This is a genomic window from Flavobacterium kochi, from assembly GCF_048286715.1.
Classification (GTDB): domain Bacteria; phylum Bacteroidota; class Bacteroidia; order Flavobacteriales; family Flavobacteriaceae; genus Flavobacterium.
In genome coordinates this window covers 1-24,007 of the sequence record NZ_JBLVPW010000040.1, presented here as the reverse complement: position 1 = coordinate 24,007, position 24,007 = coordinate 1, and the positions used below count along the sequence as shown (strand labels likewise).

The following is a 24,007-nucleotide window of genomic DNA, read 5'->3' as shown; positions in this document are numbered from 1 at the left end:
AAACTATTTAGAAATTGGTCCCACAACTAAAACAGTGAAAGAATTAGGTACAATTCCTGATCGTGGTTTCGGGCTTTCCATTGTTGGTTTCGGTTTTACTCTAAAATCTGCCACCGACAGATACAGTTGCTCTGTGGTTTTGTTCAGCGCAATTGTTCTGGCTCCTTTTTGAGTTTTTACCGTTTCAACTACTGAAAAAGTATTGGCATTATTCTCTTTTATCACCGTAATGGATCCTTCACCATTGGAACTGAAAATAAGATTCTTTTTGGCATCAAAAGCAACTCCATCACAACCAGCTCCAATTGGCACAGTCTTTATAATTTTTCCGTTTGCGGCATCAACAACTACCATTACTTTATTGCTGCAAACCGAAAATAACCTATTCGTAATAAGGTCTATTGCCAATCCTGAAGGTTCATCACCGGGTGCAATACTCCAGCTGTTTGTAACTTTTAATGTTGAAGCATTTATCGTTTTTATTTCATTTTTATCTTCAATATTTACATAAATCAACCCTTTGGTATTGGACACCGAAAACTCTGGTTTTCCTCCTAAAGGAATTGTTGCCACAACTTTATTCGTATGGGCATCAATAACTGTCGCATCATTACTTTCCCCATTGTAAATAAACACTTTTTTAGAAAATTGATCGTATAAAATTGCATCTGGATTAATTCCTGTAATTTTCACTTTTTCAATTAATTTAAATGTTTTCAAATTAACAACTGTAATGGAATTATCTTTCCCGTTGGATATAAATGTTTTATTTAAGTCACTTGCAATGGCAATGCCATGAACGCCTTTTGTATCCGGAATGACTGCTATCGCTTTATTTGATTTTAAATCAATAACATTTACAACATTTCCGTGCGAAACAAATAAATGTTGGGCCATATCATCAACGGCGAGGTAATCCCAGCTCCCATTGCCGGAAATATTGATTTTTTTGGATACTTTATACGTTTGACTGTAACTCTCCGAAATAGAGACAATAATTATAAAGGATAGTAGTATTTTTTTCATTTTTAAAAATTTAAAAGTTAATGCTGACGAATTTTAAGGCAAATAATACCTCTGATCTATTTTAATGCTATCGAAAAATAGAACTTTTTACTTATTAAAAAAGAGTTGAATATCAAACCCAACTCTCTCTGAATATCAATCTATTGAAAAAAGAAAATTATTCTTTTATCGACATGCCATTTTCTTTAAAAGCAAGGCTTTTACTCTTCATCCCCTTTTTTAAATCTACTTCATAAATGGTTCCGTGTTTCGAACTTTCCGTTTTATCAGCTTCTGCAATTTTCCAATCACTGTATTTCGATTTCACCGTTGCCAAAACTGCTTTTGGCAAATTAGATGCTTTAATTTCTCTTTCTGTTTCCAGCCAAGTTCCGTCTTCTGAAAAATTAGCAGAAATCCGGTTTCCTTCAAATATGAATTCTGCTTCCCATTCTTTTGGACCTTCCACTCCCCAGCTTACTTTTGTTGCAGTAGGAAATTTTTTAGCGAACGCTTTTTTTACTGCATCCGGTGGAGTACCTGCAAATGCACAACCGCATAGTAATACAATTGATACAATCATTACTAATTTTTTCATTTTTCTTTAATTTAAAAGTTAGTTGTAAATAATTTTATAATACAAATATCAAACACAATTCTATTTTAATTCTATTCCAAAAACAGTAAATAAAAATGGAGTGATTTAGTACTCTGCCCATTATTTACAAAACACTTCCAGTCAATAATTTGGAGGAAACGAGTTTCTATAGCTCCAAAAACTACTGTAATAATTTCTTTTGGATGACTATTGTCCAAACCGAATAGTGGCAAAATAATTTTGTTTCATCAAACGAACCCTTTTTTATTTCAATTCAAAATCAGTATCCCTTGTCAAAATAAAACAATGTTTGCCACCAGTATATTTGTAATTAAATACCAATCCGCTTATCGCAGCAATTTCTTTAACGATAGACAATCCAAGCCCTAATGATTCTTGTGAAGTAGTGTTTTTATGAAAGCGTTCAAATAACACACTATCAATTGGTTTATCATCCCCTAAATTTGAGATTGTAATTTTATTTTCCTGTATAAAAATATCAATATTACCGCTACTGATATTATGTCTTATCGCATTTTGCAATAAATTGTTGACCAGCACCAAACACAAATCAACATTCATCACAACACAAAAATCACTTTCAATATTTTTTATTATCGCAATGCTACTGGCCTGAATATGCTCTTCAAAAAAAACTAAGGAGCTATCAACTGTATTTTGAAAAGACACTTTTTCTGTGATGTTAAATTGTCTGTTTTCAATTTTAGTAAGTAATAAAAATGATTTGTTCAACCGAATTATTTTAGAACAAGCATCATCGATCGCACTAATCAGTTTTACGTCATTCTCTTTCAAATTTTCCGATTGGATAAGTAAATCAATCTTCGATTTTATAACAGCTAACGGCGTTTGAATTTCGTGCGAAGCATTTTCAGTGAATTTCTTTTGGCTATTAAAATCAACTATCATTTTCTGCATCATAACGTTCAGCGAAAGATTCAGTTCATCAAATTCTGTTACAGAAGTATTTGCGAAACGCGGAATTACGTTGTCACTGGCACGAAATTTCTTTAAATTGGATACCGTTTGATAAAAGGGTTTCCAAACCGTTTTAGAAATCCAAAAATTTATGATCAGGTAGGTTATGAAAAGCAAAATCAATAAAATAACTAAGGAGGTAAAAATGCCTCTGAATAATTCATTATATTCTAAGGTGCTTCTCCATATTTTAATGGAATAATTAGTATTTCCAACTTTAAAAACAGAAGAAAGCAATCTGTTTTCTGCCAGTTCATTTTCTTTCTTATCAAAAATTAAAGTATCTGAAAAAGTAGCCCTCCTTATTTTGAAAGCAGGCATTGTGGCTATTTTTTTAATTGTTGCTTCCCTGCTTTTAGCAATTATTTTCAAATAAATCGTGTCATTCTCTTTTAAATAATTCTCAATTAACGCATTGCGATTTAACAATAGTTCATCGTTACTGCCTCTAACCTCTTTTGTAATGATATAAAAACAAATAAATCCGGACAGAATTAATATCGGGACACTCAAAACTAAATAATACAAACTTGTCCTGGCTAATAATTTCATTCTTGAGTTTTAAAATTGTAACCTATTCCATAAATGGTTTGTAAATAATCTTCACATTTCTTTTCCAATAATTTTTTACGCAGATTCTTTACATGATTGTATATAAAATCGAAGTTATCCAAGCGATCCGAATTATCTCCCCAAAGATGCTCTGCGAGCGCACTTTTACTCACGACCCGATTTTTATTGGCTATAAAATACAGCAATAAATCATATTCTTTTGAAGTCAAAATCACATCCTTATTGTGAACCAAAACACGCCTTTCGTTAGGCAAAATTTTTATTTCATTGCTGCTAATTTCCAAATTTCCATCAAAACTTTTTCTTCTGATCAAAGCTTTAATTCGTGAATTGAGTTCCGGTAAATGAAATGGCTTCGGCAAATAATCATCCGCACCAAGATCTAAACCAGTTACTTTATCATCAAGAGAATTTTTTGCCGAAATTATTATAATGCCAGCTCTGGATTTTTTTCGTTTAATTTCTTTGATTAAATCTAAACCAGAACCGTATGGCAAAGTAATATCTATCAAAATACAATCGTAATCGTAAATTGCAATTTTCTGCCGGGCATGAGAGAAATCAGGAGAAATCTCTACAATATTCCCTTCCATTTCAAAGTATTGCTCTATACTTTTTTGCAATTCCGGTTCGTCTTCTACTAGTAATATTTTCATAGGTAATGTAAAAATAAAGCTAAAATCTATTCTAATTCTGTTTTTAAACCAAATTTAAGCGATTTCAATATTTCAGTCGTTCCAATTAGCTCAAATACCCAGCATTTTTAAGAAGCAAAAACATAAAGTCGCCAGAATAAATTAAATAGTACCCCTGTTATACTTTTAAAACTGAAGTTTCAGTGGTGGCACAACCCATCTCTTAAACTTCTTAGTTGTTATTGAATCATTAGCAATACGACTTCTTAGCTGTTAAAATGATATTTAAAAACTCTTTTATAGAAAATACTATATTTCTTTGATTTATATTTGCTCAAAAACCTACTACTAAATTATGGAAGAATGTATCTCCGTTTTTGATATGCTTAAAATTGGCATCGGCCCTTCGAGTTCACATACACTTGGGCCTTGGCGTGCGGCGGAACGTTTTCTTGCTGAATTGAGAGATGAAAACCTAATCCATAAGGTAACAAAAGTAACAATAGATTTATACGGTTCCCTTTCCCTTACGGGAAAAGGTCACGCAACCGATCTGGCAATTATGCTTGGTTTAAGCGGACAGGATCCTGAATATATTCCAGTGGCCAGTATTGATGGAATTATACAATCAATTAAGAAAAAAAATGAAATCAATCTTGGGAATGAAAACCAAATTTCTTTCCATTTTTCAGAAGACATTGTTTTCAATAAAAACTTTCTTCCTTTTCATGCGAATGGTTTGACTTTTACAGCTTACATGCCACATGATAAAGAATATATTTCAACCTTCTACTCTATTGGGGGCGGATTTGTTGTGAAAGAAGAACGCATCAATGCCAGAAAAAAAATTGCCATAAAATGTGCTTTTCCTTTCCCGATCGACAAGGCCACTGAACTTTTGGCCTACTGTAAAAAAGAAAATAAAAAGATATCGGAAATTGTTTATGAAAACGAAAAATCAATGCGCTCTGAAGAAAAAATCAATCATGAATTGATGCGCATCTGGAATACGATGTTGGAATGTATGTATATCGGTTGTCATTCTCAAGGTATTTTACCCGGAGGATTACATGTCCGTCGCCGTGCATTTGATATGCACCAAAACCTCATTGGTTTAGCAAACTATGATTCTCCGCAAACTTGGTTGGAACAAATCCGCAAGACCGAAGTGAAATTCCGTCAAATATTAAAGTGGGTGAGTTGTTTCGCTCTGGCTGTAAATGAAGTCAATGCCGCTTTAGGGCGCGTGGTTACCGCTCCAACTAACGGTAGTGCAGGCGTTATCCCATCCGTTTTAATGTATTATTTAGTGATCGAAAACCATGATGCGGGCGAAAAAGAAATCAAACAATTCCTTATGGTAGCCAGTGAAGTAGGAAGCATTTTCAAAAAAGGTTCCACTATTTCCGCTGCAATGGGCGGCTGTCAGGCAGAAATCGGCGTCTCGTCGGCAATGGCTGCCGCTGCGCTGTGCGAATTAATGGGCGGAACCCCGGAACAGGTTTTAATGGCTGCAGAAATTGCCATGGAACATCATTTGGGACTGACTTGTGATCCGATTGGCGGATTGGTCCAGATTCCCTGTATCGAAAGAAACACGATGGGAGCCCTAAAAGCCATTAATGCCGCTGAATTAGCATTAGAAACGGACCCTAAAAACGCAAAAGTTCCTTTAGACAAAGTGGTCGACACGATGTGGCAGACTGCTAAGGACATGAATAATAAATACAAAGAAACCTCCGAAGGAGGTTTAGCAATCGCTGTGAATATGGCAGATTGTTAAAAAAGTAGTCCGTCGCAGTTTACCACAATCTGCGACGGATTACTACCTACTTATCCTACCTCTTTTTTTCTTTCCAACTCTAATTTTAGTATAGGCTGGTATACGAAAGGCACCTCTTCAATTTCGACATCGCTTTTATCCAAACCAAATGCTTTAGTGTCTGAAAGTGACCAGTTTTTAAGCATATAATAGGAATTCAACAATAAAGCATCTTTAACAGCAAATTCATTTTCTACCGACAGAAACTTTTCTAAAATAATGAATTTAAAATCGGGCTCGGCATTGTATTTTGTAGAACCGTCCGGACGAATATGCAAATTCAATTCTTTATTTTTGACCAAATTCTGTACTATTTTTTTGAAATACAATTCCACTTTGGGCTGGATTCTAAAACCAATATTCAAAACAATTTTAATGACTTTGTCGTCCAATAATTCAATTACTTCATAATTTAGAGTAAAAGGATCATTGGTTCTGTTGATATGAAAAAACCAGTACACATCTGCTCTTTTTGGTTTTTTGGAAAAAATGGATTTCAATATTTTTTCTTCCACTTCATAATTTCTGTCCGCCTTAGACAGATAAATCAAATGGGTTGAATACTTTGGAATACTCATATCATTGCTCAGTTCCTGAAGCTGCTGCGTATGCTCGGATAAATTGGTGAACTTTAGAAATTTATTATTGATTTTTCTTGCAAAAAACCAAGTATACATAGTCATAAAAATGAACAGCTCAAAAAACAGGAACATCCAACGTTCTTTGATCTTTACAATATTGGCAACAAAAAATGCGATTTCAATAATGCTAAATACTGCAATAATCAGCGCTATCAGAATCCTGTTCATTTTTTTTATATAAATCAGATAATAATTTAAAAGGACGGTGGTCATCAGCATAGCAATGGTAATTGAAAATCCGTAAGCCGCTTCCATATTTGAGGAGTTTTTAAAATACAAAATCATCAAAATACAGCCTGCCCAAAGAATTGTATTTACCGAAGGAATGTATATTTGTCCTTTCAGGTTGGTTGGATTTCGCATGGCAACCCGAGGCCAAAAATTGAGTGACATTGCTTCATTTATTAAGGTATAGGAACCGCTTATTAAGGCCTGCGAAGCAATAATAGCTGCAAAAGTGGCAATGATAACACCTGAAAAAAGAAACCATTGTGGCATAATTGTATAAAAAGGATTTCTTCCTTCAAGTAACGGTTTACCTTGGTTCATAAGCCAGGCAGCCTGACCTAAATAATTGACAACTAAAGCAATCTTTACAAAAATCCATGTGATTCTGATATTCTTCTTCCCACAATGCCCTAAATCCGAATACAATGCTTCTGCTCCAGTTGTACATAAGAAAACAGCACCCAACAGCCAGAATCCATGCGGATATTCAACTAATAATTCATACGCGTACATGGGGTTTAATGCCGTCAAAATAGCTGGATGATCTAGTATTTGCACAAATCCCAATACTAAAAGCATCGAAAACCAGATTACCATAGCCGGCCCAAAAAAGAAACCTACTTTTTGGGTTCCAAACCGTTGAAAAAAGAACAATCCTGATAAAATTACTATTATGATAGGAAGTGTTGGGATATTGGGAAACACGTCTCCTAAACCTTCCACGGCAGAAGCCACTGAAATGGGTGGCGTAATAATTCCATCTGCCAAAAGTGTGGTTGCTCCAAGTATTGTCGGAATTACCAATTTGCCTTTTCCAAAACGTTTCACCAAGGCATAAAGTGAAAAAACACCACCTTCACCATGATTATCTGCTGATAGTGTCAAGAAAATATATTTAAATGTAGTTTGAAATGTAAGTGTCCAAAAGATACAGGAAATACCGCCATAAACTAACAATTTTGATATTTCTCTTTGTCCGATAATAGCTTTCATAACATATAACGGGCTGGTTCCTATGTCACCATAAATAATTCCCAGTGCGACTAAAAGCGATGCGGCACTTACTTTTTGAAGGGTTGATTTATTCATTTTAATTTTAGATTTTTAGATTGCAGAACTTAATTAATTATTGGACAATAGAATCTTTATCGTGATGTCCGAAACATACAATGCGATGATTTTTTCTTGTTTTTGATTTTTGTTTAAAGCCGATTACTCTAAACAGTGAATATTAACTGGTGTTAAAGCGATAACCAACTCCGGATTCGGTGATGATGTATTTAGGACGGTTGGGGTCTTTTTCAATTTTTTTGCGAAGTTGTGCCACAAAAACACGCAGGTATTGTGTTTGGTCGGAATAGCTGTTGCCCCAAACCTGGTTGAGCAGATAGTGATGCGTGAGTACTCTGCCTTCATTTTTGACCAAAATAGAAAGCAGATTATATTCAGTTGTTGTTAATTTTAGAATTTCGTTTTTTAACTTCACGATCCTGGAGGTGAAATCAATCGAAATTTCGCCAAACTCAATTATTGGTTCGTTCTCATTTTGGTTTAAATTTCTTAAAGCGGTACGAATTCTAGCCAATAATTCCTGGGTTCTGAATGGTTTTGACAAATAATCATTGGCCCCGTTATCGAGTGCTTTTACAATTTCTTCTTCGGTATTTTTTACCGTTAAAATTAGGATGGGCTTCTTATACCATTCTCTCAGTCTTTTTAAAACGATCTGTCCGTCTTCGTCTGGCAAACCTAAATCCAGGATAATCAAATCCGGCTGATGATTCGCTGCAAGGGCTATGCCTTCCTTTCCATTTACGGCAAAAAAAGTTTTATACCCATTTGAATCCAGGGCGATTTCCAGTAGTTTCCTAATTTGGATTTCATCATCTATGATTAATATTTCGGCTGAATTATTCATTTGAAATGGCTGTTGTATTCATTACTAATGTTGGGAAATAGATTTTAAAAACAGAACCACCCTCCTCTTTATTCTCCATGGTAATTTTACCGTTTTGAGCCTCTACAAAACCTTTTACTATAGACAATCCCAGTCCGGTCCCTCCCGTTTTAGAATTTTGCAGTCTGTAAAACTTATCAAAGACTTTGTCTATTTCCGCTTCGGGAAAGCCATTTCCATCATCGGAAATACTGATGACACATGGCATTAATTTATCTGGATTATATTCAAAATCGACATCGGCATTGTAGGCTATTTTGATTTCAATTTTAGCTCCCTTTGGCGTATATTGTGATGCATTAAAAACTAAATTGTAAATTATTTGTTCCACTAAGCCATAATCCAATTTAAAAAGTGGTAAGTTTTCATCGGCAATAACTGCAATTTTATGAAACTGTAAATCATCTTTTAGGCTGTCCAAAACATTATAAACCAATTCTTTTAAATCACACCAGTCCATTTTTGGTTGTATTACCCCTGATTCCAATCTGGACATATTCAATAAATTCTCCACCTGATGATTCAGTCGCAAAGATGCTTTTTCGATTTCTGAATATAGTTTTTGTTTATTCTCCTCGGAAATAGCTACCGTTTTACTTTGTATCGTATCTATGGAACCCATAATTGTAGAAATGGGAGTACGCAATTCGTGTGATAAAGAATCCAGTAAGGCATTGTACAACTTCATTGTATTTACCCTAATTTCTTTTATCTGCAATATTTTTTCGGCTTTTCTGATTCTATGGGTCAAAACGCCATTGATAAGTGCAATCAGAAAGAACAAAAACAATAATAAAGAATCCTCTGCATTGCTAATATGAAATGTATAATAGGGTTTCAAGAAAAAGAAATTCATGATTAAAGCACTTAAGACAGCACTTAACAAAACGGGGAAAATATCTAAAAATGTAGCTAATAAAGAAACGACAACCAGCAATAAATACCCCACAATTTTGTAATCCAGATAATCTCTAATGAATAAACACAGTGAAGCAACTATGCTTACAGACAATACACATATTAGGTATTGGTTTTCTTTTTTGATCTGGCTTAATATACTTTTCACAATAATACTTATTATTAACAATACAAAGTTAAATGATATGTTGTAAGTATTTTATAATATATCTGAACATGGTATAAAGATTTTATAAAGATTTCTTTTGCTGATTTCCTAAAAAAGAAGCAATCTAACCCGCTTAATAATTCAATTTCATTACTTTTACAGCCTCAAATCGTGTTTTTAATACTTAAAATCGTAAACCACAATGTCTGTAGCAAAAAAAAATTACAAAAGAATTACAACAAAGTCATTAATTGAAATGAAAGCTAATGGAGAGAAAATTTCCATGCTGACCGCTTATGATTATACCATGGCTAAAATTGTTGATACTGCTGGAATCGATGTAATCCTTGTTGGTGACTCGGCTTCAAATGTAATGGCCGGACACGAAACGACTTTACCTATTACTTTGGACCAAATGATATATCACGCATCCTCAGTTGTAAGAGCAATAGAAAGAGCTTTGGTTGTGGTTGATTTGCCTTTCGGAAGTTATCAGTCGGATCCAAAAGAAGCGTTGCGTTCTGCCATCAGAATCATGAAGGAAAGCGGCGGACATGCCGTAAAACTGGAAGGTGGAAAAGAAATCAAAGATTCTATCAAGAAAATATTAAACGCAGGGATTCCGGTGATGGGACATTTGGGTCTAACCCCGCAATCTATTTACAAATTTGGAACGTATACGGTTCGTGCCAAGGAAGAAGAAGAAGCGCATAAATTAATGGAAGATGCCAAATTACTCGAAAAACTAGGCTGTTTCGCATTGGTTGTTGAAAAAATCCCTGCCCATTTAGCGGAACAGGTAGCCAAAAGTATTTCAATCCCGGTAATCGGTATTGGTGCTGGTGGCGGTGTTGACGGACAAGTTTTAGTTATTCACGACATGCTGGGAATGAACAATGAATTTAGCCCGCGTTTCCTAAGAAGATACATGAATTTATATGAAGGAATGACAACTGCAATCAGTCAATATGTTGCTGATGTGAAATCGAGCGATTTTCCAAATTCCAATGAACAATATTAATAGTCAGCAGTAGTATTCCGTTTACAGAAAAACAGCATAAAAGTGTCCAGCAAAATAATTTCCAATAAAAATAACCTGCAAATTCTTCACGAAGACAATCACCTTATTGTGGTCAATAAACGGGTGGGCGATATTGTGCAGGGCGATAAAACCGGAGATAAACCTTTGAGCGATGTTGTCAAAGAATACATCAAAGATAAATACAATAAGCCCGGTGAAGTATTCCTTGGCGTGGTACATCGTTTAGACCGACCAACAACGGGAATTGTTGTTTTTGCAAGAACAAGTAAGGCTTTAACCCGAATGAATGAATTGTTTAGCAATCGAGAGACTCAGAAAACCTATTGGGCAATAGTAAAAAACAAACCTTCAAAAGAGCAGGATACGCTCGTTCATTATATCAAAAGAAACGAAAAAAAAAATACTTCAAAAGCGCATATAAAAGAAGTCCCTGAAAGTAAATTAGCCAGTTTGGATTATAAAATATTTAAGGAACTCAACAACTATTTTGCCTTGGAAATTAATCTTCATACTGGAAGACACCATCAAATCAGAGCACAACTTTCGGCTATCGGCTCGTCTATAAAAGGGGATTTAAAATACGGTTTTGATCGCAGTAATCCTGATGGCGGGATCCATTTACACGCCAGGAAATTAACATTCATCCATCCTGTTACCAAAGAAGCCATAACTATAACGGCCCCCACTCCATCTGATTCAATCTGGGATGCGCTATGATTTTTTTAAAAGAATAATTCATTTTGTAAATTATAAAAATTAACTTGCATAGCACTAAATAAATTGTGCGTGCCCAATGAATTATAAAACTACTATTGGATTTAGAAAAGAAACTTTAACAAAGTTACTGAATGTAATTATTACTCATGAAAATGAAATTATTCAGGCTTTACATGATGATTTCAGAAAGCCGGCTTTTGAATCGGTACTCACAGAAACCAACTACGTTATTTCTGAATTAAAAGACACCATAAAAAATTTATATAAATGGGCTAAACCAAAAAAGGTTTTCCCTTCCATTCTCAATTTCCCTTCCACCGATTCTATTTACAAAGAACCTTACGGCAAAGTATTAATTATAGCGCCCTGGAACTATCCTTTTCAACTGGCACTTTGTCCTCTAATATCAGCGGTTGCTGCCGGTAATCAAGTGGTACTTAAACCTTCTGAACTGACACCAAAAACAGCTGAAATAATTACGAAAATTATTGAGAAAACATTTCAACTCAGTCATGTGGAAGTTATCCAGGGCGGTGTTGAAGTCACTCAGAACCTGCTTTCACAACGTTGGGATTACATCTTTTTTACCGGAAGCATTCCCGTTGGTAAAATTGTTGCCAAAGCGGCTGCCGAAAACTTAACTCCCGTAACATTGGAACTTGGAGGGAAAAACCCTTGTATTATTGATGAAACCGCTAATTTAAAACTCGCGGCCAAAAGAATCGTTTGGGGAAAATTTGTTAACGCAGGGCAAACGTGCATTGCACCGGATTATATTTTGATTCAGAAAAACATGAAAAGTCATTTCATCGAATTCATGAAAGAGGAAATCACGAAAGCCTATGGTGAAAATCCGATACTATCACCCGATTATGCACGAATTATAAATCAAAAGAACTGGCTGCGGTTAGTCAATATGATTGAGCAGGACAAGGTCATCTTCGGAGGACAAACTGAAATTGAAAATTGCTTCATCGCTCCTACACTTATCGATGAATCGGGTACGGATAGTCTGATTATGAAAGAAGAGATTTTCGGCCCTTTACTTCCTATTCTCTCTTATGAAAATGAGACCGAAATAAGCGGTATCATCTCTAAATACGAGAAACCTCTGGCTTTATATGTTTTTACTGAAAATCATTCCTTTGCACAAAAAATCATATACAAATATTCTTTTGGAGGAGGCTGTATCAATGATACTGTAGTCCATTTTGCTAACAAAAGACTTCCTTTTGGAGGTGTTGGCCATAGTGGTATAGGGGCGTATCATGGCCGCTTGAGTTTTGACACTTTTTCGCATAAAAAAGGAATCGTAAAAAGAGCCAACTGGTTAGATTTACCACTTCGTTATGCACCATATACTGATAAACTAAAAACAATTAAAAAATTATTAAAATGGTTGTAACCAGTGAAAAATCGGTAAGTGAAGCCATTCAGTACCGACGGTCTGTTCGGGCTTTTAAAAACCAACCCATTGATGCGCAAAAAGTAAAAGAATGCATCCAATTAGCAACACTTGCAGCTACAAGCAGCAATCTGCAGCTTTGGGAATTTTATCATATTGTCGCTCCTGAAATTATGCAAAAAGTGACAGCGGCAAGTTTCGGTCAAAATGCAGCAAAAACAGCACAACAAATGGTTATTGTTGTAGCCCGAAAAGATTTATGGAGAAAAAGGGTACAGTCAAATATTAACCATTTAAAATCACTTTATGGAGATAAACATGAATCTGCTTATTCAAAAAGAGAAAAATTTGCCTTGAATTATTATCAAAAAATCATTCCTATGCTCTACGCTGATTTCCTGGGAATATTTGGAACGCTCAAATCTATTGCTTTTCAAATTATTGGAATATTCAAACCTATTTACAGGGAGGCCAGACAAAGTGATATGCGTATCGTTGCTCATAAAAGCGCCGGACTTGCAGCCCAAAACTTTATGATCAGCATGGCCGCAATAAACTATGACACGTGTCCAATGGAGGGTTTTGATTCATTAAGAATAAAAAAAATATTACATTTACCAGCTGCAGCCGAAATCAATATGATCATAGGCTGTGGTCTTCGTGAGGAACAAGGCGTTTATGGAGAACGTTTTAGAATTCCTTTTGAAGAAGTCTATTTTAAAATATAAACACATTCCATTCACCCAATAAAAACAATACTCTCAATGATGAAAACTACTAAAGAAAAGATCGAAGAAATAAAACGCAACGGATACCAATTAGATTTTGGAAACGTATTCAATCACGCCTTTGAAAACTATAAAAAAATCGCACTATATGCAGGTTTAATGATTTTCGTTTTCTCCGTTTTGATCGGTATTCTTATAGTTGGAGCACTAATTTTTACTTTTGGAGTTTCGATATTAAATGAAAAATCATTGGAAAATTTAAAAAACGAAAATTTTTCAGGCACTTTTATGGTCGTCTATGTAGTTGGTGCCATAGTCTTATCCTGCCTTTTGAGTCCTTTCCCTGCCGGATTAATAAAAATGGCAGATTGTGGCGAAAAAGACGAGGAATTTCATGTTTCTACAATTTTAGAATATTACAAAGCCCCTTATTTTAAAGAACTTGTGATTTCGACAGTCCTTATTTCACTATTGAGTTCCGGGCTGTCATCATTAATTGATTATGCCGGAATCAAAATAGTGGGATCATTGATTGCCATGCTGGTTTCTTTTTTTACTTTTCTTACAATTCCTCTTATTATTTTTGGCGATTTAAAGGCTATTGAGGCCATAAAGTCAAGCGTTATCATTGTATCAAAACAACCATTAGTGCTTTTAGGATTAATTATTGTATCCGCAATCGCTTCTATGGTCGGCCTTATAGGATGTTGTATTGGAATATTCTTTACCATTCCTTTTATGTATTCCATGTACTATGCCATTTATGTTGCCATTATAGGAATCGATTCTGAAAAGGAGTTCGAATAAAGTGTTGTAAATAATAATCGGCTTAAAAAAACACAATTAAATATTTTTAGTTGTGTTTTTTTTTGAAAAAATTCATATATTTCAAAATTATAAAGATAGTCCCCAAATCAATCGTTCAAATCCAAGCAAATATACCCTATGGTATCATACTGTAGTTCTTTACTATTGACTAAACCTAACTTTATTTTTTTAAGTTGGTTTACTACTTCAATCATTTCCAACCGTTTTTTATTAATTGACAAAGCGTCTATAATCAATAATTTATTTCAAATTGTTGCTCCATTTTCATTTTTGCTGCTTTTTTTATTGATTTATAAATTTTCAAAAATTAAATCAATTCTAAATAATAAGTACATACACAACTATTCTAAAGAGACTTCGAAAAGTGAAGAATACCAACTTTACCTTTTATTTTTAGGAATTGTGATTCCGATCTTTGAAATTACTTTCGAAATTTTCAAAGTAAGGCATAAGAGCTTATTAATCGTAAACTGCAGCATAGGCGCATTTTTATTAGCAGTATATTTTATCAGTAAAAAATCATCTCTTGTATTTCGCAACCTACAGCAAATCTTCAAGGTGCTTTTTCTGTTGTCTTTTATTTTTATATGCAGAAATCTGATTTTTTCCACACCTGATATCTTACCCGCTATTGCTTTTATAATAGCTTTTTTCTTTTCCTACAGTATTTTAAAGCCAACACAATTATATTTATTTTTTGTCGGATTAGTTTTTACCTACATAATCATCATTTTTATTTTTGAAATAGTGCCATTGAATACTGCTGTTATGGTATTTAATTACGCTTTAATACTTACGGTTATCAATTACATAAGACACATGTATTTACTTAACATTAAAGATAAATTCAGTTTTACCAATGAAATTGTAAACAAAGGAAATTCACTCTCGGTAGCAAGTAATAAAAAGGGAGAAATTATTTTTTGCAGTGAAAACATATCTCAGATTTTAGGATACACATCAAAAGAAGTAATGGGACTTGAGTTTTGGAAACTTACCGAAGATCAGCAATTTATTGAAAAAAAGCACCATGAAAATTATACTGACGAGAATTTATATATCAGGAAACTAAAATGTAAAGATGGGGAATACAAATACATCCAATGGAAGGATAAAAAATTCTTAGACGATTTATTCATCGGAATTGGTCAGGATATAACGAATGAAATTCAGATTCAAAATCAATATAAAAACTTAGTACAGACCGCTACTGATATTATTTTTGAATTAGATGCTGATGGTCATTTTACATTTGTCAATGATTTCACCATTAAAATATTAGGCTATAGCGAGGATGAAATTCTAACCAGAAATTATTCCGAATTTATAAGAACGGACTATAGTAATGAGATGCTGCGTTTTTACCAGAATTTGGAAGAAAACGAATTTAACTTTCCAACTATCGAAATTCCTTTATTAAAAAAGAATGGTGAATTAGTCTGGATTTCCCAAAAAGTAATTATTCGCAGAAATGATTCCTCCAAAATAATTGGTTACTCCGGTATAGCCAGGGATATAACTATTTTAAAGAATATCGAAACTGAAAACGGGATACGACAGAAAAAAAATGAAGAATACAACAAAATAATTAAACAATTATCCACAACTAATTTTAGCAATTTTAAAAATTTTGAAATTAGTATAAAGTTAATATTAGAAACTGCTTCAAAAGGTTCTAAGTGTAATCGGGTTAGTTTTTGGAAATATACTGAAGACAAAATTCAGTGTGAAAATTTGTACTTACTAGATACCAATGAATTTGCCGGAGGAAATATTTTAGAGCAGAAAACATTTCCAATTTATTTTGAGGCCATAAAAAATAAAAAACAAATTGTTGCCCCGGATGTCTTTGATAAATGGGAAATATCAGAATTCATCGAAAACTATTTTTCAAAAAATGATATCAGATCCACGCTCGACATACCCATTTTTACAAATGGTGAATTAATTGGTATCTTATGCTTTGAAACTACCGGAGTCAACAGAAATTGGGATAACGAAGACGTCAATTTTGCACGAACCATATCAGATATCATATCATTGGCAATCGCATCACAAATGCGATATGAAGTGGATAAAAAATTAGAATATAAAAGCGAGCTGTTATCTGCTATGGCGCTTTGCACCGAAAAATTCCTAAACAGTAAAGACATAAATGCTATTTTTTCGGATGTTCTTATAATCATGGGTAAAGCTACCAAATCACACAGGGCCTATTACTATGAAAATGACCAGACTACCGGATTGATAAGCCAGAAGTACCGGTGGATAATCAACAACATTAAATTAACTGAAAATAATATAAAGCTTCAAAATTTACCTCATGATTTTTTTGAAGAATTACTGACTCCCCTTTTAAATAATCAGATTTTTGAAGCTGCAGTTCCCAAAATTAAAAATGAATCTTTAAGAACTAAATTATCTCACGTAGATGTTATTTCAATAATTCTTTTTCCAATTTTTGTAAAAAATAAATTTCATGGATTTTTAGGATTTGATGATACCCGCCATGAAAGAATCTGGAATGAAGATGAAATCAATATTTTACAAACATTGGCAAGAAACATTGCTGTCTCTATAGAACGAATTACGAATGAAACGGCAATATATGAAAGTGAAGAAAAATTCAGATTATTGGCTAATAATATTCCAGGGACCGTCTATTTATCAAAATATGACAACTATGCCACTAAAATTTATATCAATGATGAAATTGAAAAACTGACCGGATACCCAAAATCAGATTTTATTACCAATAGGTTGTCATTTGTAGACTTGATCCATCCGGAAGATAAAGAACAGACTTTACTACAGCAGCAAGAAGCCGTCCAAAACGGAAACCAAATTCATTTAATTTACAGAATTCTCAATAAAAATAAAGAAATTGTATGGGTAGAAGAATTTGGAGATGCTATTTATAAAAAGGGTAAAATCGCATTTATAGAAGGTATTTTCATTGATATCACGGAAAGAAAACAAGCTGAAACCTTTATAAAAGCAAAAGAATTGGCTGAAGCTTCCAACAAAGCAAAATCAGAATTTCTTGCTAACATGAGTCATGAAATCAGAACTCCTTTAAATGGGATTATTGGTTTTACTGATTTATTGATGAAAACAAACCTTGGAAGAACCCAGGAAAAATATATGATCACCGTAAACCAATCGGCACATTCATTATTAGATATCATCAATGACATTCTTGATTTTTCAAAAATAGAAGCGGGGAAATTAGATTTGTATATTGAGAAATATGATGTGAAGGAAATATTGAGTCAAATCATTGATTTGATATTATATGAATCCAATCAAAAAAAGTTAGGTTTAGAACTAAATATTGCACTGGATGTCCCTAAGTATTTTTGGATTGATAGTGTTCGATTAAAACAAATTCTAATTAATCTCTTAGCAAATGCAGTAAAATTTACAGAAAGGGGTACTATAAAATTAGATGTTTTTGTTGTTGAAAAACAGGATAGTTCCAGAGCCAAAATCCGTTTTGCTGTTGCAGATACCGGAAGGGGAATATTAGAAGAAAATAAAACGAAAATCTTTCAGGCTTTTTCTCAGGAAGACAGCTCAACTACCCGGAAATTTGGAGGGACCGGTTTAGGCTTAACCATTTCAAACCAATTATTGGGTTTAATGAACAGCCGTTTACAACTGGATAGTACCATTAATGTTGGCAGTACTTTTTATTTTGATTTAGATTTAGAAATCAGCGACCAGACCCCTGAGGATACCCCACAAATCAATACTCTCAGTAATAAAAATGAGATTATAATTGTACCAGTCAAAAAAACAAAAAAGATAAAAATAATGATTGTTGAGGACAATAAAATCAATATGTTATTACTTAAAACAATACTTAAAAATTTATATTCCAATGCGACAATTTCTGAGATTTTAAACGGTAAAGATGCCGTTAATCAATTTGAAATCCTAAATCCTGATATTATTTTCATGGATGTCCAAATGCCTGTAATGAATGGATATGAAGCTACAAAAGAAATCCGCATGTTAAAAGCTGGTCAACATATTCCTATTATCGCGATAACTGCCGGTACTGAAAAAGAAGAAAAAGACAAATGTATAGAGGCCGGGATGAATGATTATATTTCAAAACCAATAATAAAAGGAATCATTGAAGAAACACTTTCTAAATGGACCAACTGATTTGTCCCGATTAATAATGACAAAAAGCAATGCTGCTTTTGAAAAAATAATTTAATTTAGTAGCACTAATGAAACAAACTGAATTTAATATTCTAAATTATGAAATGGATAGGCAGAAGACAAAGTGACAATGTAGAGGACCGCAGAACATTATCCGGCGGAAAAATAGCCGTTGGTGGTGGAATAATAGGAATCATAATTTTATTATTAAATCTTTTTGGAGGTGAAAACGCACAGCTACTGACTCCGGTTTTGGAACAAATGCAAGGCAATCAATCCACACAAACGGAATCCGGTATCCCTTTAACCAAAGAAGAGGAAGAACTGGGCGCTTTCGTTAAAGTGAATGTAGCAGACAATGAAGATGTATGGGGTAAAATTTTTGCCGAAAACGGTAAGGAATATATAAATCCAAAACTTGTGCTGTTTAAAGGATCAGTAGAAACAGCCTGTGGGGGTGCTTCATCAGCATCCGGTCCGTTTTATTGCCCCAGCGATCAAAAAGTATATATGGATTTAATTTTTTTTGAAGAATTAAAATCCAAATTTGGTGCAAAAGGCGGCGATTTTGCTATCTCTTACGTAATTGCGCATGAAATAGGACATCATGTACAAAATTTATTAGGGACTTCCGATAAAATGAGACAGGCTCAAGAGGGAAAAAGTGAAGCGCAAGCCAATAAATTATCGGTAGCGCTGGAATTGCAGGCTGATTTTTATGCCGGAGTACTGGCACATTACCAAAAAGGAAATGACATTTTGGATGATGGTGATATTGAAGAGGCATTAAGTGCTGCCAATGCTGTAGGTGATGATGCCATTCAATCAAAAATGCAAGGACAAATTGTTCCTGATTCATTTACCCACGGAACATCTGAGCAAAGAATGTATTGGTTTAAAAAAGGATACGAAACGGGTGATATTAAACAAGGCGACACTTTCAGAGACCTAAATTAAATCATTCCAACACTTAATTATTATTTACAAAAACTACTAAAAGTATTTTATCCTATCACCAAAACATACCAACTGATTTTCAGAAACTGTTCTTTCCACATACTGGTTGAAATACAATTACAACCAGTTTATTACAGTCAGATCATTCGCCCTGGTGATAGATTTCCTGCAATAGCACAGTTGTAATCCAATCCCATTTTAAAGAAAAAGGAATTGCTGATTTCTTTTAATACTAACTTTGCCAGTTAGTATCAATTATTACTTTTATCCAATGCAACACACCCTAATACTGTCTCTGCCAAAATTTGATATTCCTTATCAGCCCAATGCAATCGACATAATAAATACTGCCATTGAAAACAACTTAGTGAACATTGATTATTTTGGTCAGGAACTGGATAACGGTACCGATTATATCGATTCTGAAATGAAAATAAAAATTGCATCAACAACCTATATCACCATCCATTTTGACTATAACTTACCAAAAAAATTAAGTTATGAATCCAGTGAAGATGAAATTTTCAGTTTCATTTTATCAATCCTGAAAGAAAAACCAGTTCAAAAAGTGATTTTTAATGAAAAAGGTATTGGAATTTATATGGGTTAATCTTCCCAGCCACATAAGGAGTAGCCCATGTTTATGGCTTCTTTTACCGTAACCTTTGAAACAGTGTGCGTACAGCGGTTTAAGCCTTTGCAACTTTCAGCTAAATGATATTTTGAAGCTGTTTTGCTTACGCATATATAAACAGTATCACCATCTTTCGAAGTAATGAACAAAAGCATTGCAATAGAAAGTAAAAGTATTTTCATAGCGTATGATTTTACGTAAAGATTAAAAATTTTAAATAACAATCCTTTACGAGAAACCTCAAAAGGTAAAAATAGACTTGTTTACAGTTAACAATTCTGAAACCTGGCAGCATCACAAGACTTCATTTCTATTGTCTCCTGTTCCCTTTGCGGTTCAAATCTTCACCTGCAAATTTATCTTAGCACCACATTTTTTTATTTAGTCAAGGGATTTTAACCCAAAAATATTTTAAGAAGGATATACCAATCCAATTACGTTTCTGACTTCATCAACTATTTTTATAAGGTCCAAACTATTTTGATGGGACCAAAGGGAGCTTTCAATTTTGTTTTCTTTAATACATTTATGGCATTCTTCAATTTCATAGGTGAACCCCTTACCTTTGGTTGGTAATTTATATTTTACTTTTTTATTGTCTTTTATCAAAGTATATGATTTTGCCATATACCAGGGCGAACTCAAATTAATTATACCTTTAGTGCCACTAATCATTGCTTTCCCATTGGACGAAGAAAGAAAACTGGAATGCAAAACTGCCTGTGCACGGTCATCATACTGCAAAATCATTGTGGTTTGTAAATCTGCTCCCGAATTATGAAAATTGGCTTTGGCAGCAATCTCGTCCGGAATGCCCAACAACAGATACGACAAAAAAAGAGGATAAACACCAATATCTAAAAGCGCACCTCCGCCCAATTTTAAATCCGTCATTCTGTTTCCTTCGAGTTCCTCAGCCTGAAATGCAAAATCTGCATTAATATATTTTATTTCACCTATTTCACCATTCTTAATCTTATAAAAAGCTTCCTGAACAGACGGATTAAATCTCGTCCAAAAGGCTTCCATAAAGAATTTATTATTATTTTTTGAAGTTTCAATCATCTGAAGGGCATCAGTATAGCATAATGCGATTGGTTTTTCACAAAGCACATGTTTATTGCTTTGCAATGCTTTTATCGTTAATGTTTTATGAGAATTGTGGGGTGTTGCGATATATAAAATATCCACTTCCTCATCGGCAAAAATTTCTTCATAAGTGGCATAGGCTTTTTCACAATTATACTTTTCAGCAAATCCTTGTGCCTTCTCCAGATTTCGCGAGGCTACAGCAACAATCTTAGCATCATGAACCAGCATCAGATTATCTGCAAATTGTTGGGCAATATTGCCTAAACCTATAATTCCCCATTTTATCTTCACTTTTTCTTCCATAAAAAATAATTAGCTGTCCTATATAATTTTGTACGGAAATTAGTAAAAGATTGGCATTAATAACACGGAAATTAATTTATTTTTGAAATTTATAAACTAGAAAAAAAATTATGGGAATATTCAATGCCATTTTAGGCAACGCATCTGAAGTAACTATCGAAAATGTTTCAAAAGAATTTGAATCCATTCTAATTGATGGGGAAATAATTGAGAAAGCATACAAACTAATTAAAGACATGTTCATTTTCACCAATAAAAGGCTGATTTTGGTCGAAAAACAATTGGTTGGAACCAAAGTGGATTATATGTCCATTCCTTACTCAAGCATTAAAAAATTCTCAAAAGAAAGCGCAGGAATACTTGATATGGATGCCGAATTAAAAATTTGGTTAAACAATGAAGCTAATCCGATCGCCAAACAATTTGGAAAGGGAGGCAACAATATCAATGAAGTTTACAAAATTTTAAGTCAGCACATTTTAAAATAATAATTTCTCAAAAAACAAAAGAAAACACCTACTACTTTAATTGTATCAGGTGTTTTTTTTAATCTGCTATTTTTAACAAATTCTCGATAAAAATGTTTATTATTGTGTATAATTATCAAATAACCCTTGCATTATTAAAAGACTCCTAATATATTATGATAAATTTAATAGTTTGTAAAAATTGTCGTTTTTTGGAAAAACAGCATTAACAAATCATTAAATTTAATGTTGATTTATCACGTACCCACAAAATATAGGGGTGTAAATTGAAAAATCAATAAAAATAAAATATTATACTCTTTTTTAATAGGGGGTTTGAAATCATTTTATATTTTTATCGAAATTTAAAACTAAAAACTATGCGAAAGATTATTTTAAGTGTGATATTGATCACAATTCTAGTATTATCCATTTTTTCAATTCATCTTTTTGTTGAATCTACAACCTTAGGTGCACACGTTGTTGAATTAAAAATAGATACAGGAGATACAGCTTGGATGATAGTTGCCACAGCTCTTGTATTATTAATGACTCCAGGACTTGGATTCTTTTATGGCGGAATGGTAGGTAAAAAGAATGTTATTAGTACCGTATTACAAAGTTTTATGGCTATGGTTATAGTAACTGTTCTATGGGTTGTTGTTGGATTTGGATTATGTTTTGGACCAACAATAGGTGGATTCATAGGAAATCCAGTGTCAAACTTATTTTTTCATGGGGTAAGTGCTAACACTGCTTGGGAATTAGCCCCAACCATTCCAATGATCTTGTTCGCCTTATTTCAGGCAAAATTTGCAATTATTACACCAGCCTTAATAACAGGAGCTTTTGCAGAACGTGTTCGTTTCTGGGCTTACTTGTTATTTATGGTTTTATTTATATTATTCGTTTACGCTCCTTTGTGTCACATGACATGGCATCCTGATGGATTACTATTTGGATGGGGAGTATTAGATTTTGCCGGAGGAACTGTAGTTCACATGAGTGCAGGATGGGCAGCTCTTGCAGGTGCTATGTTCTTAGGAAAAAGAAAAGTTCAAAAAGTGAACCCAGCTCGTATTACCTATGTCCTATTAGGAACTGGTTTATTATGGTTCGGTTGGTTCGGTTTCAATGCAGGATCTGCTGTGGGAGCTGGTAGTTTAGCTGCACAGGCTTTAGGAACTACAACAGTTGCTGCTGGTGCTGCTGCAATGGGTTGGGTATTTCTTGACAAAATTCTTGGACACAAACTTTCTGCAATGGGAGCTTGTATCGGTGCTGTTGTAGGTTTAGTAGCGATTACACCTGCTGCAGGATTCGTAAGCATTCCTCATGCAATGGCAATTGGTATTATTGCCAGTATCGTAAGTAATCTTGTGGTGAGTAAATTCCCTAAAGGTAAAATTGATGATGCATTAGATGTATTTGCTTGTCACGGTGTTGGTGGTATGGTAGGTATGCTTTTAACAGGTGTATTTGCTTCAAAATCTGTAAATGCGATCGTAGGTGATAATCAAGGTTTAATCTTCGGAGATGCAACATTGTTTTTAATACAATTAAAAGCTTTAGTTCTTGTTTCGATCTTTGCATTCTCAGTATCGTATTTCCTTTTCTTTGTTGTAAATAAAATAACTCCATTAAGAGTAAGTGAAGATAAAGAAGAATTAGGTTTAGATATTTCTCAACACGGAGAATATTTGTAAATCACTTTTTATAAATAAATTAAGACACTCTGAAACTAGTTTTCAGAGTGTTTTTTTTTGCATAATACTCAAACCTTTTTCCTTTATTTAAAACCTGCCATAATGCTTTGATAACAGGCTTTTCCTTAAAGCTACTCAATAATTCTGATCGCAAAAGAATCTATTATTTTTTATTAAAATAATTCAGGTACGGTGCTCCAAAGTAAATTTAAAGACCTTACGATACAAATCACTGCTATTTAGACTTCTATTTAAGCCTCGCCTGTTTTTTATATGTAAACGACCAAATCATTATTCATAAAAACTCAATCAAGTTAACCCAAGTTGCAGCACAAATGTTAAATAAAAGTTAATTTTGATTATATTTGTAAGATATTACCCTGATTAAAGAGTTACTGTTTTGAAGAAAGCCAGTAAAATGGGGCTTTTTA

General features: G+C 33.7%; 20 protein-coding genes. 11 read left to right on the top strand and 9 right to left on the bottom strand.

What is annotated here, in order from left to right; genetic code table 11:
- Nucleotides 1-3: 3 nt before the first annotated feature.
- From ACNQGH_RS20720 to ACNQGH_RS20705, 4 genes are all read right to left on the bottom strand, one after another.
- Nucleotides 4-1,026, bottom strand: coding sequence for a YncE family protein (locus ACNQGH_RS20720; protein WP_417957922.1), 1,023 nt, complete (start codon nucleotides 1,024-1,026; stop codon nucleotides 4-6).
- Between the two features lie 157 nt (nucleotides 1,027-1,183).
- Entirely contained in the window at nucleotides 1,184-1,603 is a 420-nt protein-coding gene (locus ACNQGH_RS20715) for a PepSY-like domain-containing protein (RefSeq protein ID WP_417957921.1), read from the bottom strand.
- A 264-nt stretch (nucleotides 1,604-1,867) separates the two neighbouring features.
- Nucleotides 1,868-3,154 (bottom strand): PorY family sensor histidine kinase, encoded by a 1,287-nt coding sequence (locus tag ACNQGH_RS20710; protein WP_417957920.1) that lies wholly within the window; start codon nucleotides 3,152-3,154, stop codon nucleotides 1,868-1,870.
- Nucleotides 3,151-3,831, bottom strand: coding sequence for a response regulator transcription factor (locus tag ACNQGH_RS20705; protein WP_417957919.1), 681 nt, complete (start codon nucleotides 3,829-3,831; stop codon nucleotides 3,151-3,153). The genes ACNQGH_RS20710 and ACNQGH_RS20705 overlap by 4 nt, the downstream gene beginning before the upstream one ends.
- A gap of 334 nt (nucleotides 3,832-4,165) precedes the next feature.
- Here ACNQGH_RS20705 and ACNQGH_RS20700 point away from each other — a divergent pair, with 334 nt between their 5' ends.
- Nucleotides 4,166-5,593 carry an L-serine ammonia-lyase gene (locus tag ACNQGH_RS20700; RefSeq protein WP_417957918.1) on the top strand — a complete coding sequence of 476 codons (1,428 nt, stop codon included), beginning with the start codon at nucleotides 4,166-4,168 and terminating at the stop codon, nucleotides 5,591-5,593.
- Nucleotides 5,594-5,643: 50 nt separating this feature from the next.
- Here the strand turns inward: ACNQGH_RS20700 and ACNQGH_RS20695 are convergent, their stop codons facing one another.
- From ACNQGH_RS20695 to ACNQGH_RS20685, 3 genes are all read right to left on the bottom strand, one after another.
- On the bottom strand, nucleotides 5,644-7,590 hold the full coding sequence (locus tag ACNQGH_RS20695; protein ID WP_417957917.1) for a KUP/HAK/KT family potassium transporter: 1,947 nt from the start codon (nucleotides 7,588-7,590) through the stop codon (nucleotides 5,644-5,646).
- Between the two features lie 142 nt (nucleotides 7,591-7,732).
- Nucleotides 7,733-8,419 (bottom strand): response regulator, encoded by a 687-nt coding sequence (locus tag ACNQGH_RS20690; RefSeq protein WP_417957916.1) that lies wholly within the window; start codon nucleotides 8,417-8,419, stop codon nucleotides 7,733-7,735.
- Nucleotides 8,412-9,524, bottom strand: coding sequence for a sensor histidine kinase (locus ACNQGH_RS20685; RefSeq protein ID WP_417957915.1), 1,113 nt, complete (start codon nucleotides 9,522-9,524; stop codon nucleotides 8,412-8,414). The genes ACNQGH_RS20690 and ACNQGH_RS20685 overlap by 8 nt, the downstream gene beginning before the upstream one ends.
- 202 nt (nucleotides 9,525-9,726) lie before the next feature.
- On the opposite strand from ACNQGH_RS20685, the gene panB reads away from it, so the two are divergent.
- From panB to ACNQGH_RS20645, 8 genes are all read left to right on the top strand, one after another.
- Entirely contained in the window at nucleotides 9,727-10,545 is an 819-nt protein-coding gene (panB, locus tag ACNQGH_RS20680; protein WP_417957914.1) for a 3-methyl-2-oxobutanoate hydroxymethyltransferase, read from the top strand.
- 42 nt (nucleotides 10,546-10,587) lie between these two features.
- On the top strand, nucleotides 10,588-11,283 hold the full coding sequence (locus tag ACNQGH_RS20675) for an RluA family pseudouridine synthase (RefSeq protein ID WP_417957913.1): 696 nt from the start codon (nucleotides 10,588-10,590) through the stop codon (nucleotides 11,281-11,283).
- 76 nt (nucleotides 11,284-11,359) lie between these two features.
- Entirely contained in the window at nucleotides 11,360-12,688 is a 1,329-nt protein-coding gene (locus ACNQGH_RS20670; protein ID WP_417957912.1) for an aldehyde dehydrogenase, read from the top strand.
- Entirely contained in the window at nucleotides 12,679-13,416 is a 738-nt protein-coding gene (locus ACNQGH_RS20665) for a nitroreductase family protein (protein WP_417957911.1), read from the top strand. Before ACNQGH_RS20670 ends, ACNQGH_RS20665 begins: the two co-directional genes overlap by 10 nt.
- Nucleotides 13,417-13,452: 36 nt before the next feature.
- Complete coding sequence (locus ACNQGH_RS20660) at nucleotides 13,453-14,223, top strand: DUF2189 domain-containing protein (RefSeq protein WP_417957910.1); 771 nt, start codon at nucleotides 13,453-13,455, stop codon at nucleotides 14,221-14,223.
- Between the two features lie 789 nt (nucleotides 14,224-15,012).
- A complete protein-coding gene (locus ACNQGH_RS20655; protein WP_417957909.1) occupies nucleotides 15,013-18,417 on the top strand; it encodes a PAS domain S-box protein in 3,405 nt (1,134 codons plus the stop codon).
- Between the two features lie 99 nt (nucleotides 18,418-18,516).
- Nucleotides 18,517-19,374 carry a KPN_02809 family neutral zinc metallopeptidase gene (gene ypfJ / locus ACNQGH_RS20650; RefSeq protein ID WP_417957908.1) on the top strand — a complete coding sequence of 286 codons (858 nt, stop codon included), beginning with the start codon at nucleotides 18,517-18,519 and terminating at the stop codon, nucleotides 19,372-19,374.
- A gap of 271 nt (nucleotides 19,375-19,645) precedes the next feature.
- A complete protein-coding gene (locus tag ACNQGH_RS20645) occupies nucleotides 19,646-19,984 on the top strand; it encodes a hypothetical protein (RefSeq protein ID WP_417957907.1) in 339 nt (112 codons plus the stop codon).
- On the opposite strand, the gene ACNQGH_RS20640 is transcribed toward ACNQGH_RS20645, so the two are convergent.
- Together ACNQGH_RS20640 and ACNQGH_RS20635 are read right to left on the bottom strand one after the other, a co-directional pair.
- On the bottom strand, nucleotides 19,981-20,190 hold the full coding sequence (locus ACNQGH_RS20640) for a hypothetical protein (RefSeq protein WP_417957906.1): 210 nt from the start codon (nucleotides 20,188-20,190) through the stop codon (nucleotides 19,981-19,983). The genes ACNQGH_RS20645 and ACNQGH_RS20640 overlap by 4 nt on opposite strands.
- 229 nt (nucleotides 20,191-20,419) lie before the next feature.
- Nucleotides 20,420-21,403, bottom strand: coding sequence for a Gfo/Idh/MocA family protein (locus tag ACNQGH_RS20635; protein ID WP_417957905.1), 984 nt, complete (start codon nucleotides 21,401-21,403; stop codon nucleotides 20,420-20,422).
- A gap of 110 nt (nucleotides 21,404-21,513) precedes the next feature.
- Here ACNQGH_RS20635 and ACNQGH_RS20630 point away from each other — a divergent pair, with 110 nt between their 5' ends.
- Entirely contained in the window at nucleotides 21,514-21,891 is a 378-nt protein-coding gene (locus ACNQGH_RS20630; protein WP_417957904.1) for a PH domain-containing protein, read from the top strand.
- A gap of 359 nt (nucleotides 21,892-22,250) precedes the next feature.
- Nucleotides 22,251-23,576, top strand: coding sequence for an ammonium transporter (locus ACNQGH_RS20625; protein ID WP_417957903.1), 1,326 nt, complete (start codon nucleotides 22,251-22,253; stop codon nucleotides 23,574-23,576).
- Nucleotides 23,577-24,007: the final 431 nt, after the last annotated feature.

What these genes read in the sequence shown, in the direction of transcription:
- ACNQGH_RS20720 (WP_417957922.1), bottom strand. Translation starts at nt 1,026, where the DNA reads ATGAAAAAAATACTACTATCCTTTATAATTATTGTCTCTATTTCGGAG.
- ACNQGH_RS20715 (WP_417957921.1), bottom strand. Translation starts at nt 1,603, where the DNA reads ATGAAAAAATTAGTAATGATTGTATCAATTGTATTACTATGCGGTTGT.
- ACNQGH_RS20710 (WP_417957920.1), bottom strand. Translation starts at nt 3,154, where the DNA reads ATGAAATTATTAGCCAGGACAAGTTTGTATTATTTAGTTTTGAGTGTC.
- ACNQGH_RS20705 (WP_417957919.1), bottom strand. Translation starts at nt 3,831, where the DNA reads ATGAAAATATTACTAGTAGAAGACGAACCGGAATTGCAAAAAAGTATA.
- ACNQGH_RS20700 (WP_417957918.1), top strand. Translation starts at nt 4,166, where the DNA reads ATGGAAGAATGTATCTCCGTTTTTGATATGCTTAAAATTGGCATCGGC.
- ACNQGH_RS20695 (WP_417957917.1), bottom strand. Translation starts at nt 7,590, where the DNA reads ATGAATAAATCAACCCTTCAAAAAGTAAGTGCCGCATCGCTTTTAGTC.
- ACNQGH_RS20690 (WP_417957916.1), bottom strand. Translation starts at nt 8,419, where the DNA reads ATGAATAATTCAGCCGAAATATTAATCATAGATGATGAAATCCAAATT.
- panB (WP_417957914.1), top strand. Translation starts at nt 9,727, where the DNA reads ATGTCTGTAGCAAAAAAAAATTACAAAAGAATTACAACAAAGTCATTA.
- ACNQGH_RS20670 (WP_417957912.1), top strand. Translation starts at nt 11,360, where the DNA reads ATGAATTATAAAACTACTATTGGATTTAGAAAAGAAACTTTAACAAAG.
- ACNQGH_RS20665 (WP_417957911.1), top strand. Translation starts at nt 12,679, where the DNA reads ATGGTTGTAACCAGTGAAAAATCGGTAAGTGAAGCCATTCAGTACCGA.
- ACNQGH_RS20660 (WP_417957910.1), top strand. Translation starts at nt 13,453, where the DNA reads ATGATGAAAACTACTAAAGAAAAGATCGAAGAAATAAAACGCAACGGA.
- ACNQGH_RS20655 (WP_417957909.1), top strand. Translation starts at nt 15,013, where the DNA reads ATGGTATTTAATTACGCTTTAATACTTACGGTTATCAATTACATAAGA.
- ypfJ (WP_417957908.1), top strand. Translation starts at nt 18,517, where the DNA reads ATGAAATGGATAGGCAGAAGACAAAGTGACAATGTAGAGGACCGCAGA.
- ACNQGH_RS20645 (WP_417957907.1), top strand. Translation starts at nt 19,646, where the DNA reads ATGCAACACACCCTAATACTGTCTCTGCCAAAATTTGATATTCCTTAT.
- ACNQGH_RS20640 (WP_417957906.1), bottom strand. Translation starts at nt 20,190, where the DNA reads ATGAAAATACTTTTACTTTCTATTGCAATGCTTTTGTTCATTACTTCG.
- ACNQGH_RS20635 (WP_417957905.1), bottom strand. Translation starts at nt 21,403, where the DNA reads ATGGAAGAAAAAGTGAAGATAAAATGGGGAATTATAGGTTTAGGCAAT.
- ACNQGH_RS20630 (WP_417957904.1), top strand. Translation starts at nt 21,514, where the DNA reads ATGGGAATATTCAATGCCATTTTAGGCAACGCATCTGAAGTAACTATC.
- ACNQGH_RS20625 (WP_417957903.1), top strand. Translation starts at nt 22,251, where the DNA reads ATGCGAAAGATTATTTTAAGTGTGATATTGATCACAATTCTAGTATTA.